Genomic DNA, 13,789 nt, shown 5'->3' on the forward strand with positions numbered 1-13,789 from the left:
ATGAACAAACCATTATTCCCCGCTTGGTTCAACCAGACCTTGAGCGCCGCCGAAGAGGCCCGCCTGCACCATATCGACCTGCTGATCGACAGCAGCAACCTGCAATACCCGCTGCAAACTGAGCTCACTCAAGAGCACGGTGCATTGGAAATAGCCCTACTACTGCAAGACACGCCGGAAGAGGCTATTGCCTCCATCGGCCCCTGGCTGGTGCGCCTGCCACTTAAGACACTTGAGCAACAGCCCTGGCTCAAGCCGCTCTTGAGCAGCCCAAACGCAAACCATCACCTGCTTGCGTTGCTCAGTCCATGGCGTTTTGCCGACCTGACTCATCACCTGCGCCACTGCACTCAAGTGCAGTGGAACAACGGCAAAAGCACGGGTTTACTCAGGTTTTACGACCCGCGCCTGATTACAGCCGTCACGGAAGCCCTTGACCCCAATCAACGCTGGTTCCATGCGCCGATTATCTCGTGGCACTGGTGTGATCGAGATCAACAACCACGCAGCTTACCCGGCTACCTGAGCCGGCAAGGGCTGCCATCGCCACTGCCAACCCTTGTGCTGAAAAACCTGCAAATCGCCGGGCTCATCGCTTGGGCTGAGGCTGAGGACTATCGTCGCAGTTGGGATGTACAGCCCCAACACTATGGATTGTCTCAACAGGAGGCCTTGATGCGCCACCTAATGCACGCTCAACTCGACGCCAACCGTGCCGACCTACATGACCCAGATCAACGCGATGCCTTTGTGCGTAACTGGCTGGCTGAGCACTCCCCCATATCCCCTCCCGAAGAGGCAGAGGCACAAGCAGAGGTCGTGATATGAAACGCTTATCAGCTGATCATCTAGGTCTACAGCAAGTATTTACGCGAGCAATTGCCCTTCGTGGCCACTTTAACTTTCCGAAAAAAATGGAGGACACGGAATGTCCAAATTCCTGAGTTCTACACCCATCAAAACACACATAAACGCACTGATCGCCTTAGGGTTTAGCCTGCTATCAGTTCTATTTCTCAGCGGCTGTATGGCCAAAGAGTCGGAAATGCTTGGCGGCCCAGTGGAGGGCTACAACCATACTTCCGCAGCCATTAATCGTTTTACCGTAAATGGTGCTGGTGGCCCAAATATTGGCCCGTACGGCGAAGGAGGCCAGGTGTGTTGTGGCTCAGTGCCCCGCGTTTGGCGCCCCGGATTGCGGGCGATTGTGGAGTGGGAGAAAGACCCGAACCCCCGTCCATTCCCACCACTTCCTCCACTTGGAACGGATGAGTACAGAGCAGCATATAAAAAGCACGCAGCTAAATACACTCACCACACTGCCACGGTTGAAATTCCCAAATACGATGTGGCCGGAACCATCAAAGTACACTTTTTACCCTGCGATCAGGTCAGAGTCTCAGCAAACAATATGTTTGTAGGCGACCCCCGTTATCCCTATAACTTTCCGAAAAAAATGGAGGACACGGAATGTCCCAAGCCATGAGCCCTCAATGCACAACCGCATCAAGCAGTGTGCTGATAGCACCGCCGTTTACTCGTAGCGGACTCCCGCTCGACTCGGGGGAGGTGGCCACAAATATTCGCCTACAAACAAGGGATGAACGCAAGTACCGAGGCGCCATAGCCACCAGTGCCGCAAAGAATGGAGAACAGGCTCCCGCTCCTTGCTGTAAAACTCTGCACCTGAGCCTATGCTTTGACGGCACCAATAACCACGAGCCGTCAGATAAGTTAGATCCACTGTGCACCAGCAATGTGGCGCGACTTTTCCATACGTCCATTAACAAACCAGAGATTGGCCTGTTTAGTTATTACAGCCCAGGTGTAGGTACGGTTTTTGAGGACATCAAAGAGTACCTTCCCAGCAACGCGGGTTTAATTGGGGCACAGGGCGGAGAAAATCGCATCAACTGGGGGCTGACCCGCCTGATCGATTGCCTGAAAAAAACGCTGAAGGACTCAGGTCAAGCACCGCTCTCATTTGACCAGACCTATGCCTTGGTTGAAGCCATGAGTACCAACTGGACCGTTAACACAATCAGTGGAGGTCTGTTGAGTAATGGTAGCCGCAAGCGCGAAGCGGCTATTCGTCCTTATGAGCAAGAGCTAAAAACGGTACTCGAACAGCGCAAAACCGCGCAGGAAAAGCCGGAGATACTTGCCTTACGCCTGTATGTTTACGGCTTTTCCCGTGGCGCAGCTCAGGCCCGAACTTTTAGCAACTGGCTAGCCGACTTAACCCGCACCCAAGGGCCTAACGGCACGGAATACCGCTTTGCCGGGCTGCCACTGTCCATCGAGTTTCTCGGTCTGTTTGATACCGTGGCGGCTGTTGGCCTGGCCGACAGCGCGCCCTTTGCCGCCGGCCATATGAGCTGGGCCGATGACACCATGCGCTTACCGGATGAAAGTGATCTGCAGGCCTGTATGCCCACCGGCTTGCCGGAAGACCAGCTCTTCCTTAAACGCTGCGTGCATTTGGTATCTGCCCATGAGCAGCGTGCAAGCTTCCCGCTGGACTCCATTCGTCGCCGTGAAAAAACGGCGGATGGCAAGCGGGATAAAAGCAAACCCTCCAGCTATCGGGCAGGGACTCAGGAGTTTGTTTACCCCGGTATGCACTCGGATGTAGGCGGCGGTTACCCAAGCAAAGACCAAGGCAAAGCAATGGGTGGTCCCAGCGAGATCATGTCGCAAGTTCCATTGCACCATATGTACCGTGAGGCATTTAAGGCCGGGGCTCCTTTGCAAGTTCCTGACAGCGTAATCGGTCAGTATGAATCATGGAGAGTGATGGATGAGCTTACAAAGAACGAATTTGACATATCTGAAACGCTCATCACTCGCTTCAACGCCTGGCAAAAACAAGCCAAACCCGCCCCGCTTGAAGATGTAATGAAACGTGAAACCGCCCTGTTAACGGCCTGGCGTATTGATCGCTATGCCGGTGGTATCGAGAAGCAGCCCTTCTACAACAATGTTCGCGGCAAGGATATGCCGGATGAGCAGCAAGAAGCCTATAAAAGGCTACATGCCAGAAAACTCAAAGAGAACACGGCAGCCCGTGAAGGCAAGCCGCTGCCAGAAATGACCGCAACCCAGCAAGCTCAGTACGAAAAAGACCTGCAAACCATCGGCGGCGAGGCCGCTTACCAGCGCATCAACATCAGTAAAACGTTTGAGCCGGGGATGGATGACCAACAGTTGCGCCGCGCCGCGGCCGAGTTCCGCCGTGATTACAAGCGCGAATGGGACTGGTTGGAAGACACCGGTTCCGTGGGCGGGATCGTCAATCTTCTGCTGGGCGGCACGGTCTATCTGATCAACGAAGAAGATGAAGCTCAGGAATACGCGAGCATTTCTCAAGACGGTGATGCCAGCTATAAAAAGCTCTTTGTGTCCGGTACACCTGCTCCAGGGCAAGAAAACCTGATCAAGTTCTTTGATGAGCACGTACACGACTCCCGGGCCTGGTTTATGAACTCATCAGGACTCGACGAACGCGAGCCTTTTACCGATTACTTCCGTTACCGCGTGGTGCATTTCGATAACGAGTCAAACAAACGGCTCTCGGTGTTGGCCACGGCGGGGCGTGTTGTCGGTCTGGGTTTGGCGTTGGCCAGCGTGGGCCTGTCGATCAAGCGGCGAGACCCGAAGTTCTTACTGGGGTTAATTATTCCGTCGCTGGGTACACCGGTATTAACCGGCACGCCCAAACTGCCGGTGATCAGTGCGTTCGATCCGCTTACCGGTATTGCACTGCCTATGCAGCAAGGTCTTGAGGCTCTACGTGCTTTTACCCAAAACCCCGGCGATGTGGTCCGCCAGATCAGCAGCTTGCCACCCCCGCAGCCTCTGACCGCACAAACCGCCACCACTCCTGCGCTACAGAATGTACTGCAAGCCATAAAGGCCAAAGAGGCGTTACAGGCGGCCAAAGACAGTGGGGACATGAGCGGGTTGCTGGACCAAGCTGTTGCTGTCTTGGGTGATGCCAAGAGCGACAGCGCTGCCTCGGCAAACAAAACCAGCTGGATGGATAAGCTGGCTGATACCGTCAATGAGGGACTAAACAGCTAGCGCAAACAGCACAGAGACGCCCTGGATGACGAAGCTTTCTAATAACAACTTCGTCATCCAGGACAAGCGCTGCATATGAACAGGACGGGGGCTTTAAGCTCCCCACAGAAAAAGACCAATCCCACACTTGAACCCAGAGCCACTGCATTCGGGACGCTCGCTACTGCCCTGAAATTCCATTCGTTGATAATGGCCATATTCGGCGCATTGAATTTAGTGAAAACACTGAAAACTGCGTTGTTGAGCGCCCCCAATGAACACTAATAGCGCCTCTGGATGATCTAAACCTTCAGCGAGCCTATTAATTAGGATCGCTAGCCGTTAGACCGATGGCTTTCTCGCGACGCTTCGAGTTGAGCCAGGAAAAAGGCTTCAGCTAGCTTTGACATATACCCTCTTTATCGCTGGCAGACGCTAGTTTTAACCAATTTTTATCGGACCAAGATCAGGTGCGGCCGGTGCGCATATATCGCTCTCAAGCCCTCTTCTTTTCTGGTCAACCCACCGATATTCGGTGCGTTCAGGCACTGGACAGATATAGATAGCTAGCTAACAATGCACGCCCGAGTTTTCCGCGCGGGCTGGAGTGGTTGGTCTCGACTATGGTTGTAGTTCTTATGAGTGCGAGGGATTAGCGTGCAGGACCCCTTAGCGGCGTACATTGCGCCCAGCCCCCTTGCCGTTAAATTTGCGATTAAATCCGTTATCGGTGGTTTTCTAGCCTTGTGGCTGGCCATGCGTTTTGGCTTGTCGCAGCCGCAGTGGGCGATGATGACCGCGTTTATCGTTGCTCAGCCGCTGTCGGGGATGGTGGTGCAAAAGGGCTTTGCCCGGCTGATCGGGACGATTGCCGGGACCACTATGTCGGTGGTGTTCATGGCCCTGTTTAACCAGGCGCCGTGGTTGTTCCTGCTGTCGGTGGCGTTGTGGCTGTGGCTGTGTACGGCGGCGGCGACCATGTTGCGCAGCGCTTGGGCCTACTCCTTTGTGTTATCCGGCTACACCGTGGCGATCATCGGCCTGCCCTCGATCAGCCACCCGCTTGGGGTGTTCTCTGAGGCGGTGGCGCGCTGCACGGAAATTTCCTTGGGGATTCTCTGCGCCAGCTTTGTGTCGGTGATCCTCTGGCCGATCCGGGTGGAAAAACAGCTGGTTCAGCAGGCGGAAGAAGCCTGGCGCACGGGGATTATTTCGGCGCGTCAGGCCCTGAGCGATGAGTCGTTGCCGCGCAAAGGTCTGCTGGAGATGCTTGGGCGCATCATCGCTGTCGACGCGCAGCGTGAGCACGCCTGGTTTGAAGGGCGATTGGGACGCAACCGGGCACAAGCTCTGCGCCTGCTTAGTCGCGATTTACTCGGTGTGCTGCGCCTGTCCCGCGGCGTGACCCGACAGTGGCGCCAGCTGTCCAGTGCCGATGCCAAGGCCATTGAACCCTGGTTAATACGCATGCGCGAGGCCTTGGAGCACTACGACCAGAGCGACTGGCCGCAACTGCATGAGCAGCTGCAAGAGGCCAGCCGCGACGAGCAGTGGCTGCCGGCGCAACAGCAATGCCTGGAGCGCTTAGCGGTGATGGTGTTGATGCTCAAGCAGGCCGAGGGTTCACTGCTGGCCGTGGCGCAAGGGCGCGCCAGTAACAACGCGCCGCCACCGCTGTCGTGGCACTCCGACTGGCAAACCGCAGCCGCTTATGGCGGGCGCAGCGCCTTGGCGTTTTTGTTGGTCACCGGCTTCTGGATGGCCACCGCTTGGCCTTCGGCAGCCGGGGCGACCTTGCTCACCTGCGTGGTCTGCAGCCTGTTTGCCAACCGCGATAACGCGGCTCAGCTGGGCATGATGTTCTTGCGCGGCACCTTGTATGCGGTGCCGGTGGCCTTTGTCTCCGGGCAGTTGCTGATGCCACTGATCAACGATTTTGAGCTGCTTTGCCTGGCCATGGGCGTGCCCTTATTTTTTGGCGCGCTGGGCATGGCCAAGCCGACTACCGGCGCGGTGGCGACCTCGTTCTGCCTGCAATTTATCGTGCTGACCCTGGTTAACGTGCGCGCCAATAACAACATGGCGTTCTTCTCTAACGAGTCGATTGGTTTGCTGATCGGCTGCTCCTGCGCGGTGCTGGCGTTCAAACTGATCGAGCTGCGCAACCCCCATTGGCATGGCCGCCGCCTGATCAAAGCCACCGCGCGGGATCTGGCGCTGTTGGCGCGGCAAAACCTGATCGGTGCGCAGAACTGGTTCGGCGGGCGCATGGCCGACCGCCTGGTGCAACTGGCGCGCTTTTATCCGGTGGCGCCGGGTAAACGCCGCGATCTGTGGGAAGAAGGTATTGCCGCGCTGGATCTGGGCGACGAAATCCTCCACCTGCGCGCCTGCCTGGGCGAGCTCAAAGCGAATTTAGGCCCGGCATGGCCTAACTTTGCTAAACGCTTCGAAGAAGTCGTGGCTGCAGGCCCGGCCGTGGATCGCGAAGACGCGTTGAACGAGGTGGCTGCGCGTCTGTATGAAGCCCTCAATGAATTGCCGCCCAGCTCGCACCGGCGCCTCGCCCAAGCGGCTTTAGGGCAATTGCGTGCCGGCTGGCGTAAGTGGTGTGTGTTGCAAGGAGAGTTGCATGGGGCTACATGAGTGGTCATTTGCCGGCGTACTGCTAAGCCCGCTGATGATTTACGTGGTGCTGGCCGTCGTACTGACCGGAGCGCTGCGCTGGCTGCTGGAGCTGATCGGTGTCACCCAGTGGATTTGGCATGAAGCGCTGTTCGACAGCGCGCTGTTTGTTTGCGTACTGGCGGCCGTGGTGGCCGTGCTCGGTCGCTAGGCGGATTAATTAAGGAGTGTGATCCTTGCAAAGCATGGTGCGTGTATTAGTAACCCTGAGCGTGGTGGCGCTGGCCATCCTGGCCGGCTCGTGGCTGTGGCAGCACTATCTGTACTCCCCCTGGACTCGCGATTCGCGGGTGCGCGCGGACATCGTGACGATCGCCCCGGACGTTTCCGGCTGGGTGGTCAAACTCAACGTGGTGGATAACCAAGAAGTGAAGGCCGGTGATCTGCTGATGACCATCGACCAGGACCGCTACCGCGCCGAGCTGGAACAAGCCGAAGCACTGGCCGAGACCCGCCAGCAAGAAATGCGGCAACGTGAGCATCAGGCGCAGCGGCGTAAACAACTGGGCACGGCGGCGATCAGTGCCGAGCTGGTGGATAACGCCCAGATTGATCTGCAAGTGTCACGCGGCGCCTATCGCCAGGCCCAAGCGGCGGTACGTCTGGCCAAGCTGAACTTAGAACGCAGCGAAGTGCGCGCCCAGCGCGACGGCCATATCACCAACCTGCGTCTGGCCGAAGGCAACTACGTGAATGCCGGGCAACCGGTGATGGCCTTGGTGGCCGCAGGCTCGTTCTATATCCAGGGCTATTTCGAAGAAACCAAACTGGCGCAAATTCACGTCGGCGATCCGGTGGACATCTGGCTAATGGGCGGCGATCGCAAGCTCAAGGGCCATGTAGAGAGCATCAGCCGTGGTATCACCGACCGTAACGCCGACCCTGACAGCCAGTTGCTGGCGGATGTGGAGCCGACTTTTAACTGGGTGCGCCTGGCCCAGCGGATTCCGGTACGGGTCGCGTTCGATGAGTACCCTGAGGCGTTCCACTTAAGCGCCGGCATGACCGCCAGCGTCACCGTGCTGGATCGCAATCACGCGGCCGACGCCAAAGACAACGATTAGCTGGAGCAGCCACCCCCTGCGCGACTGGACGGCCTGTTGGCGGCCGCCAGAGCGTTGTGCTGTTTACTGTCGGTGCTTGCGCTGCGGGGTTGATCAGTGCAGCGCTGTGCCTATTGAGCCTGGGCCAGCTGATAGGCGCGGCAGGTGTTGGGGCTGGGGCAGCTAAGCTCACAGAGCTGCGCTTACAGATCCGCATCCTCAACCATTCGCACGCCTTTGGCATCTAGGGCGTAGGCGGCATCGGCCAGCTCGTTGTTAACCTGCTCAATCTTCAGCGCGCCAGTGACCCACAGCGGCTGGTAGATATCGGCCAACTCGATCCCCTTGGGGTAGCGCACCAGCACCAGTTGGTTAGGCGGCGGTGGCGGCACATGGATGCACGCGCCCGGATAAGGAACGAGGAAGAATAAGGTGGTGCGGCCGGCGTTGTTGGTTTCCAAGGGCACCGGATAGCCGCCCAGGCGGATCTCCTTGCCATTGAGCGCCGCCACGGTTTTGCTCGAATACATCACCGCCGGCAAGCCTTTTTCTTGCTGCTTAAGGCCGCCGGGGCTGTAGAACTGACTATCCTGCTCGCCGCCTTCGTGGCTGATCTCCGGCATCTCTTCCAAGGCCTTGCGGTCGGCTTCTGGCATCAGGTCGAGCCAGTCGGTTTCCGCCAGTTCAGCATGGACGAGGGCACAGCTCAGCAACAAAGACAGCAGCAGATAACGCATGGAGATACTCGGCAGGAGGTTATTTCTTGGTCACGAGGCCGTAGATTACCAGCAACACCACCGCGCCGATCACCGCACCGATAAAACCGGCAGTTTGCCCAGGCTGATAGAAGCCCAGCGCCTGGCCGCCGTAAGTGGCTGCCACCGAACCACCAATGCCCAGCAGGATGGTCATGATCCAGCCCATGCTGTCGTCGCCGGGCTTAAGCAAACGTGCCAGCAGCCCCACAATCAAGCCGATAAAAATTGTGCCAATGATGCTCATATGAAACCTCCAGTGTTTTCAGGGTGTGCAGAACGTTATCTGACCGACAATTGATTATCCGGTTCAGCGTAGCTGCCTTGTACTTGTGGCGCCTGCACGCCGTAACGCTGATAGATGCGAGCCACCTCGCCACTGTCGCGCATCCGGCTCAGCACGGCGGCCAGGCGCTCATACAAAGCCCGTTTCGGCCCTTCATAGAGCACCCGCGAGGCGCCGTATTGATTGGCGAAAGACTGCTCGTATTGGTACTCCGCGTACTGATATTGCTCGAAGTGAAGCTCGGCGAACTGCGCCTCAATGGCCGGCGGGTCGAGCACGATCAGGGTGTCGAGACGCTGGGCACGGAACATCGCCGCCAGCAGGTAATCATCGGTGGCCGCGCTTTTGTTCAAGCTGCTGTCGTTATCAAAGGCTTTGAAGTACACCGTGCCGCGTTTAACGCCGATGGTGCGCCCGGCTAGATCGGCATAACTGCGCAGCTGTTGTCCAGGGCGCACGATAAAGCGGATATTGCGCTGCTGGCGGCCCAGGCTCGGCAGGTAATGCACAAAGGCCGTGCGCTCAGGGGTGTAGATCAGCCGAGGGATCAGATCGATGCGTCCGGCTTTCAGATCATCAAGGCTGCGGATAAATGGCGCACTGCGCCACTCGACGCGGGCACCGATGCGCAGGGCGGCGCTATCCAACAGCTCAATCAGCGGCCCGACCGGCTCGGCGCCGGCTGTATGCATCTCCGGCGGGCGCTCACGGTAAGCGGCGAGCAGCACCTCTTGGGCGTAGCAGGGGGTAATCAGGATGAAACTTAGCAGGACGCGCAACATGGCTTAAGCCCCTGGAATACAGGACGTATTCCAAGAGCTTAGTCAGCCCTGCAGCAGATTGCCGCAGCAGGTCAATCAGCTGGCTTTAATCAGCGCCTCAACAGCAGCGACTTGCCGATCCAAGGTGGCGCGGTCAGCGCAGCGCAGGGTGGCATGCCCCACCTTACGCCCGACCTTAAAGGCCTTGCCGTAGTGGTGCAGATGGCAGTCGGCAATGCTTAGCACCTGATCGACCGGGGGAACCACGCCGATAAAGTTGAGCATGGCGCTTTCGCCCACCTTGGCCGTGGAACCCAGCGGCAAGCCGGCGATGGCCCGCAGATGGTTCTCGAACTGGCTGCACTCGGCGCCTTCGATGGTCCAGTGCCCGGAGTTATGCACGCGCGGAGCGATTTCGTTGGCCTTAAGGCCGCCATCGACTTCAAAGAACTCGAAGGCCAGCACGCCGACGTAATCCAGCTGTTTGAGCACGCGGCCCACGTAGTCTTCGGCCAGGCCTTGCAGCGGATGCGCGGTGCTGGCGATGGACAGGCCGAGGATGCCGCTGTCGTGGCGGTTGTGCACCAGCGGGTAGAAGCGCGTTTCGCCGTCGCGGCCACGCACGGCCACCAGCGACACTTCGCCGGTGAACGGCACGAAGCCTTCGAGGATGCACGGCACGCTGCCCAGCTCGGCAAACGCCCCCTGCACGTCGCTAGGCGCGCGCAGAACCTTCTGGCCTTTGCCGTCGTAGCCCAGGGTACGGGTCTTCATCACCGCTGGCAGGCCAATGCTGGCGACTGCAGCGTCGAGATCGGCTTGCGATTGGATGTCGGCAAATTCCGGGGTGGGGATGCCGAGGTCTTTGAACATCGACTTCTCGAACCAGCGGTCGCGGGCGATGCGCAAGGCGTCGGCACTGGGATAAACCGGCACGAACTGGGAGAGGAAAGCCACGGTTTCCGCCGGCACGCTTTCGAACTCGAAGGTCACCAGATCGACTTCATCGGCCAGTTGGCGCAGGTGCGCCTGGTCGCTGTAGTCAGCGCGGATATGCTCGCCGAGGGCTTGTGCGCAGGCGTCCGGTGCCGGGTCGAGGAAGGCGAAGTCCATGCCCAGCGGCGTTCCCGCCTGGGCCAGCATGCGACCCAACTGGCCGCCACCAATCACACCAATCTTCATGCTACTCAGGCCTCGCGGGGGTCTGGGTTGTCCAGAACCGTGTCAGTCTGTTCTGTGCGGAATTGCTTCAGGCGCTCGTGGAATTGCGGGTGCTTGGCGCCCAAGATGCTCGCCGACAGCAGCGCCGCGTTGACCGCGCCGGCTTTGCCGATGGCCAGGGTCGCCACTGGAATGCCGGCCGGCATCTGCACGATCGACAGCAGCGAATCAACGCCCGACAGCACAGCCGATTGCACCGGCACGCCAAGCACTGGCAAATGGGTTTTCGCCGCACACATACCCGGCAGGTGGGCAGCACCGCCAGCGCCGGCGATGATCACCTCGATGCCACGGCCATCGGCCTCTTCGGCGTACTGGAACAGCAGGTCGGGGGTGCGGTGGGCAGAGACCACCTTAACCTCGTAGGGAATGCCCAGCTTGTCCAGCATCTCGGCGGTGTGGCTAAGGGTGGACCAATCGGACTTGGAGCCCATGATCACGCCAACCAGTGCGCTCATCGTCGTGCCTCTTCTCGTAATGGCGCCCACAGGCGCGGCAAAAACCAACAAGCCACGCGGGAGAACCGGCGTGGCTTGTCTGCGATTTACAGCCGGGCAACCGGCTAAAGGCCGCGCAGTATAACGTAAAGCCTAACGCCTCGGGCACCCACCATAAGGCTTAATCCCCCGCACGGTTGGCGGGACAATCCAGACCCGTCTGAAGGCCTTGGCGCAGACCGGCTACTAGGCTATCCAACGAGTGTTTCTTGGGCATACGCACGGCTAAAGGCGCACCAACGTGCCAAACACCATCAGCCACGGCACAGATATTGCTCGCTCTGGCTTATCTTTCAGCACAGGGTCAGGTCGATGTTGCACGCCCACCTCACCACCTTGCATGTGGTCTCGCAAATCCTCGCCAGCCTGCGCGCCGATGCCGCCCTGACAGCTCAGCTGCTGCAGGGCAGTGGCCTGGTGGCGGCCGATCTAGACTGCGCCGACACCCGCATCACGCGCACCCAAGAGTTGCAGGTATGCAGCAATGCTCTGCAATTGCGCAGCGATCTGGGCTTGCTGCTGGGCCAGCGCATGCATGTGTCCGCCTACGGGTTGGTGGGTTACGCCGCGCTGTCCAGTGCCACCTTAGGTGACGCCTGGCAGTTACTGCTCAGTTATCCGGCCCTGCTCGGCACGTACTTCAAGCTGTCACTGGATATTACCGACGAGCTGGCTTGGGTCAGCGCCAGTCACTATCAGCACGATGCGGCGTTGTATGAGTTCAACGTCGAGATGTGCCTCGGTTCGCTCAAGTTGATCTGCGATGACCTGCTCGGTGAGCCGCTGCCCTTAAGCGCCGCCGAGTTTAGTTATGCCCGGCCGGCGTATAGCGAACAGTATAAAAATAACTTCGCCTGCGCCTTGCAGTTCGATGCAACGCGCAATGCCTTCGCCTTCCCCGCCAGTTGGCTGAAGAAACGCCTGCCGCTGGCCGATGCGGTGACCCATTGCGACATGCTCGAGCGCTGTCGCAAGCAAAATACCGAGTTCACCAATCGCCAGGCCTGGCTGGCGCGTATCCGCCAGTTGCTGGCCCAGCAGCTCAGCGCGCCACCCAGCCTCGATCAACTGGCGCAGCAGGTGCACTGCTCATCGCGCACCCTGCGCCGGCATTTGCAGGAGCTCGGCACCCATTACCAAGAGCTGCTCGATGAACTGCGCTATGAGCATGCCAAGACCCTGCTCAGCCAAGAGCACTGGCCGATCTGCCGTATCGCCGAGCATCTGGGCTTTAGCGAGACCGCCAGCTTTCGCCATGCCTTTCAGCGCTGGAGCGGAGTGGCGCCGAGTCAGTTTCGCGGTTAGGCACCGCCGGCACAGGACATTAGTGGGCGCCAAATTTGGCCACAATTATCCCCTTTTGGCCGTTCCCAGCGTTCATCCCAGCGCCTAAGCCTGCCAACAATGCAGGCCATGACCCCACGCGGCGGAGCGCAAACCATGCGGACTTATTACAGCGATGACCATCGCCTGCACCACGGCACCTGTGAGCTGATCGACGGCAAATTACAGCCTTGTTTTGAGAAGCCGCAGCGCGCCGACCATATCCTCAAGCGCGTGCAAGACCGCCAGATCGGCGCCGTGCTAGCGCCTGAAGACTTCGGCCTGGCGCCTATCGCGCGGATCCACAGCGCCGACTACCTGAACTTCTTTCAGCACGCCTGGAGCCGCTGGCAGGCACTAAATGGCGAAGGTGATCTGCTGCCCTTTACCTTCCCGGCGCGCACCCTGCGCAGCGTGCGCCCGCAAAACCTGCATGGCGAGCTGGGCTATTACAGCTTTGACGGCGGCGCGCCGATTACTGCCGGCACCTGGCAAGCAGCCTACAGTGCGGCGCAAGTGGCGCTCAGCGCCCAAGCCGAGATCAGCGCCGGCGCCCACAGCGCCTTTGCTCTGTGCCGACCACCAGGACACCACGCCGCCGGCGATTTGATGGGCGGTTACTGCTTCCTCAATAACGCCGCCATCGCCGCCCAGGCCTTTCTTGATCAAGGCAAACAGCGCGTGGCCATCCTCGATGTCGATTACCACCACGGCAACGGCACCCAGGATATTTTCTATCGGCGCAGCGATGTGCTGTTCACCTCGATCCACGGTGATCCGGCCTTCGAGTTCCCGTTCTTCCTAGGCTATGCCGATGAGTTGGGCGAGGGCGCCGGTGAGGGCTTCAACTTCAACTATCCACTGCCCATGGGCAGCCCGTGGACAGTCTGGGCCGAAGCCCTGGAGCAAGCGTGCGGGCGTATCAGCGCCTTCGACGCCGAGGTGATTGTGGTGTCGCTGGGCGTGGACACCTTTAAAGATGACCCGATTTCCCAGTTCAAGCTCGACAGCCCGGACTATCTCGCCATGGGCCGGCGCATTGCCGCCTTAGGCAAACCCACCCTGTTCGTTATGGAAGGCGGTTATGCGGTGGAAGCCATTGGCGTGAACGCGGTGAACGTGCTGGAGGGCTTTCTCGGCGCCTGAGCTTGAGGCG

At 59.1% G+C, this 13,789-nt stretch carries 13 protein-coding genes; 8 read left to right on the forward strand and 5 right to left on the reverse strand.

Annotation, left to right across the window (positions count from 1 at the left end):
* From NTD81_RS17830 to NTD81_RS17855, 6 genes are all read left to right on the forward strand, one after another.
* Nucleotides 1-828, forward strand: coding sequence for a DUF4123 domain-containing protein (locus NTD81_RS17830; RefSeq protein ID WP_262184067.1), 828 nt, complete (start codon nt 1-3; stop codon nt 826-828).
* A gap of 100 nt (nt 829-928) precedes the next feature.
* Complete coding sequence (locus NTD81_RS17835; protein ID WP_410017180.1) at nt 929-1,486, forward strand: DUF3304 domain-containing protein; 558 nt, start codon at nt 929-931, stop codon at nt 1,484-1,486.
* Entirely contained in the window at nt 1,471-4,083 is a 2,613-nt protein-coding gene (locus NTD81_RS17840) for a T6SS phospholipase effector Tle1-like catalytic domain-containing protein (protein ID WP_262184068.1), read from the forward strand. The genes NTD81_RS17835 and NTD81_RS17840 overlap by 16 nt, the downstream gene beginning before the upstream one ends.
* Nucleotides 4,084-4,719: 636 nt before the next feature.
* Entirely contained in the window at nt 4,720-6,708 is a 1,989-nt protein-coding gene (locus tag NTD81_RS17845; RefSeq protein ID WP_262184069.1) for an FUSC family protein, read from the forward strand.
* Nucleotides 6,695-6,898, forward strand: coding sequence for a DUF1656 domain-containing protein (locus tag NTD81_RS17850; RefSeq protein WP_262184070.1), 204 nt, complete (start codon nt 6,695-6,697; stop codon nt 6,896-6,898). The genes NTD81_RS17845 and NTD81_RS17850 overlap by 14 nt, the downstream gene beginning before the upstream one ends.
* A 25-nt stretch (nt 6,899-6,923) precedes the next feature.
* The gene (locus NTD81_RS17855; RefSeq protein ID WP_262184071.1) at nt 6,924-7,811 is read left to right on the forward strand and encodes an HlyD family secretion protein; all 888 of its coding nucleotides are present in this window, start codon (nt 6,924-6,926) and stop codon (nt 7,809-7,811) included.
* A 182-nt stretch (nt 7,812-7,993) separates the two neighbouring features.
* On the opposite strand, the gene NTD81_RS17860 is transcribed toward NTD81_RS17855, so the two are convergent.
* From NTD81_RS17860 to purE, 5 genes are all read right to left on the reverse strand, one after another.
* Complete coding sequence (locus tag NTD81_RS17860) at nt 7,994-8,527, reverse strand: DUF3299 domain-containing protein (RefSeq protein WP_262184073.1); 534 nt, start codon at nt 8,525-8,527, stop codon at nt 7,994-7,996.
* A gap of 19 nt (nt 8,528-8,546) precedes the next feature.
* A complete protein-coding gene (locus tag NTD81_RS17865; protein ID WP_262184074.1) occupies nt 8,547-8,792 on the reverse strand; it encodes a GlsB/YeaQ/YmgE family stress response membrane protein in 246 nt (81 codons plus the stop codon).
* 35 nt (nt 8,793-8,827) lie between these two features.
* Nucleotides 8,828-9,613, reverse strand: coding sequence for a substrate-binding periplasmic protein (locus NTD81_RS17870; RefSeq protein WP_262184075.1), 786 nt, complete (start codon nt 9,611-9,613; stop codon nt 8,828-8,830).
* 75 nt (nt 9,614-9,688) lie between these two features.
* Nucleotides 9,689-10,774, reverse strand: coding sequence for a 5-(carboxyamino)imidazole ribonucleotide synthase (locus tag NTD81_RS17875; protein ID WP_262184076.1), 1,086 nt, complete (start codon nt 10,772-10,774; stop codon nt 9,689-9,691).
* A gap of 5 nt (nt 10,775-10,779) precedes the next feature.
* The gene (gene purE / locus NTD81_RS17880; protein WP_262184077.1) at nt 10,780-11,271 is read right to left on the reverse strand and encodes a 5-(carboxyamino)imidazole ribonucleotide mutase; all 492 of its coding nucleotides are present in this window, start codon (nt 11,269-11,271) and stop codon (nt 10,780-10,782) included.
* Nucleotides 11,272-11,622: 351 nt separating this feature from the next.
* On the opposite strand from purE, the gene NTD81_RS17885 reads away from it, so the two are divergent.
* The gene (locus tag NTD81_RS17885) at nt 11,623-12,615 is read left to right on the forward strand and encodes an AraC family transcriptional regulator (protein WP_262184078.1); all 993 of its coding nucleotides are present in this window, start codon (nt 11,623-11,625) and stop codon (nt 12,613-12,615) included.
* Between the two features lie 135 nt (nt 12,616-12,750).
* Nucleotides 12,751-13,779, forward strand: coding sequence for a histone deacetylase family protein (locus NTD81_RS17890; RefSeq protein WP_262184079.1), 1,029 nt, complete (start codon nt 12,751-12,753; stop codon nt 13,777-13,779).
* Nucleotides 13,780-13,789: the final 10 nt, after the last annotated feature.

It is taken from the genome of Pseudomonas sp. 5P_3.1_Bac2, from assembly GCF_025465995.1.
In the GTDB taxonomy this organism is placed as follows: Bacteria; Pseudomonadota; Gammaproteobacteria; order Pseudomonadales; family Pseudomonadaceae; genus Aquipseudomonas.

Excerpts from the sequence above, each read along its gene's own strand:
- NTD81_RS17830 (WP_262184067.1), top strand. The coding sequence starts at position 1 with ATGAACAAACCATTATTCCCCGCTTGGTTCAACCAGACCTTGAGCGCC.
- NTD81_RS17835 (WP_410017180.1), top strand. The coding sequence starts at position 929 with ATGTCCAAATTCCTGAGTTCTACACCCATCAAAACACACATAAACGCA.
- NTD81_RS17840 (WP_262184068.1), top strand. The coding sequence starts at position 1,471 with ATGTCCCAAGCCATGAGCCCTCAATGCACAACCGCATCAAGCAGTGTG.
- NTD81_RS17850 (WP_262184070.1), top strand. The coding sequence starts at position 6,695 with ATGGGGCTACATGAGTGGTCATTTGCCGGCGTACTGCTAAGCCCGCTG.
- NTD81_RS17860 (WP_262184073.1), bottom strand. The coding sequence starts at position 8,527 with ATGCGTTATCTGCTGCTGTCTTTGTTGCTGAGCTGTGCCCTCGTCCAT.
- NTD81_RS17865 (WP_262184074.1), bottom strand. The coding sequence starts at position 8,792 with ATGAGCATCATTGGCACAATTTTTATCGGCTTGATTGTGGGGCTGCTG.
- NTD81_RS17870 (WP_262184075.1), bottom strand. The coding sequence starts at position 9,613 with ATGTTGCGCGTCCTGCTAAGTTTCATCCTGATTACCCCCTGCTACGCC.
- NTD81_RS17875 (WP_262184076.1), bottom strand. The coding sequence starts at position 10,774 with ATGAAGATTGGTGTGATTGGTGGCGGCCAGTTGGGTCGCATGCTGGCC.
- purE (WP_262184077.1), bottom strand. The coding sequence starts at position 11,271 with ATGAGCGCACTGGTTGGCGTGATCATGGGCTCCAAGTCCGATTGGTCC.
- NTD81_RS17885 (WP_262184078.1), top strand. The coding sequence starts at position 11,623 with ATGTTGCACGCCCACCTCACCACCTTGCATGTGGTCTCGCAAATCCTC.
- NTD81_RS17890 (WP_262184079.1), top strand. The coding sequence starts at position 12,751 with ATGCGGACTTATTACAGCGATGACCATCGCCTGCACCACGGCACCTGT.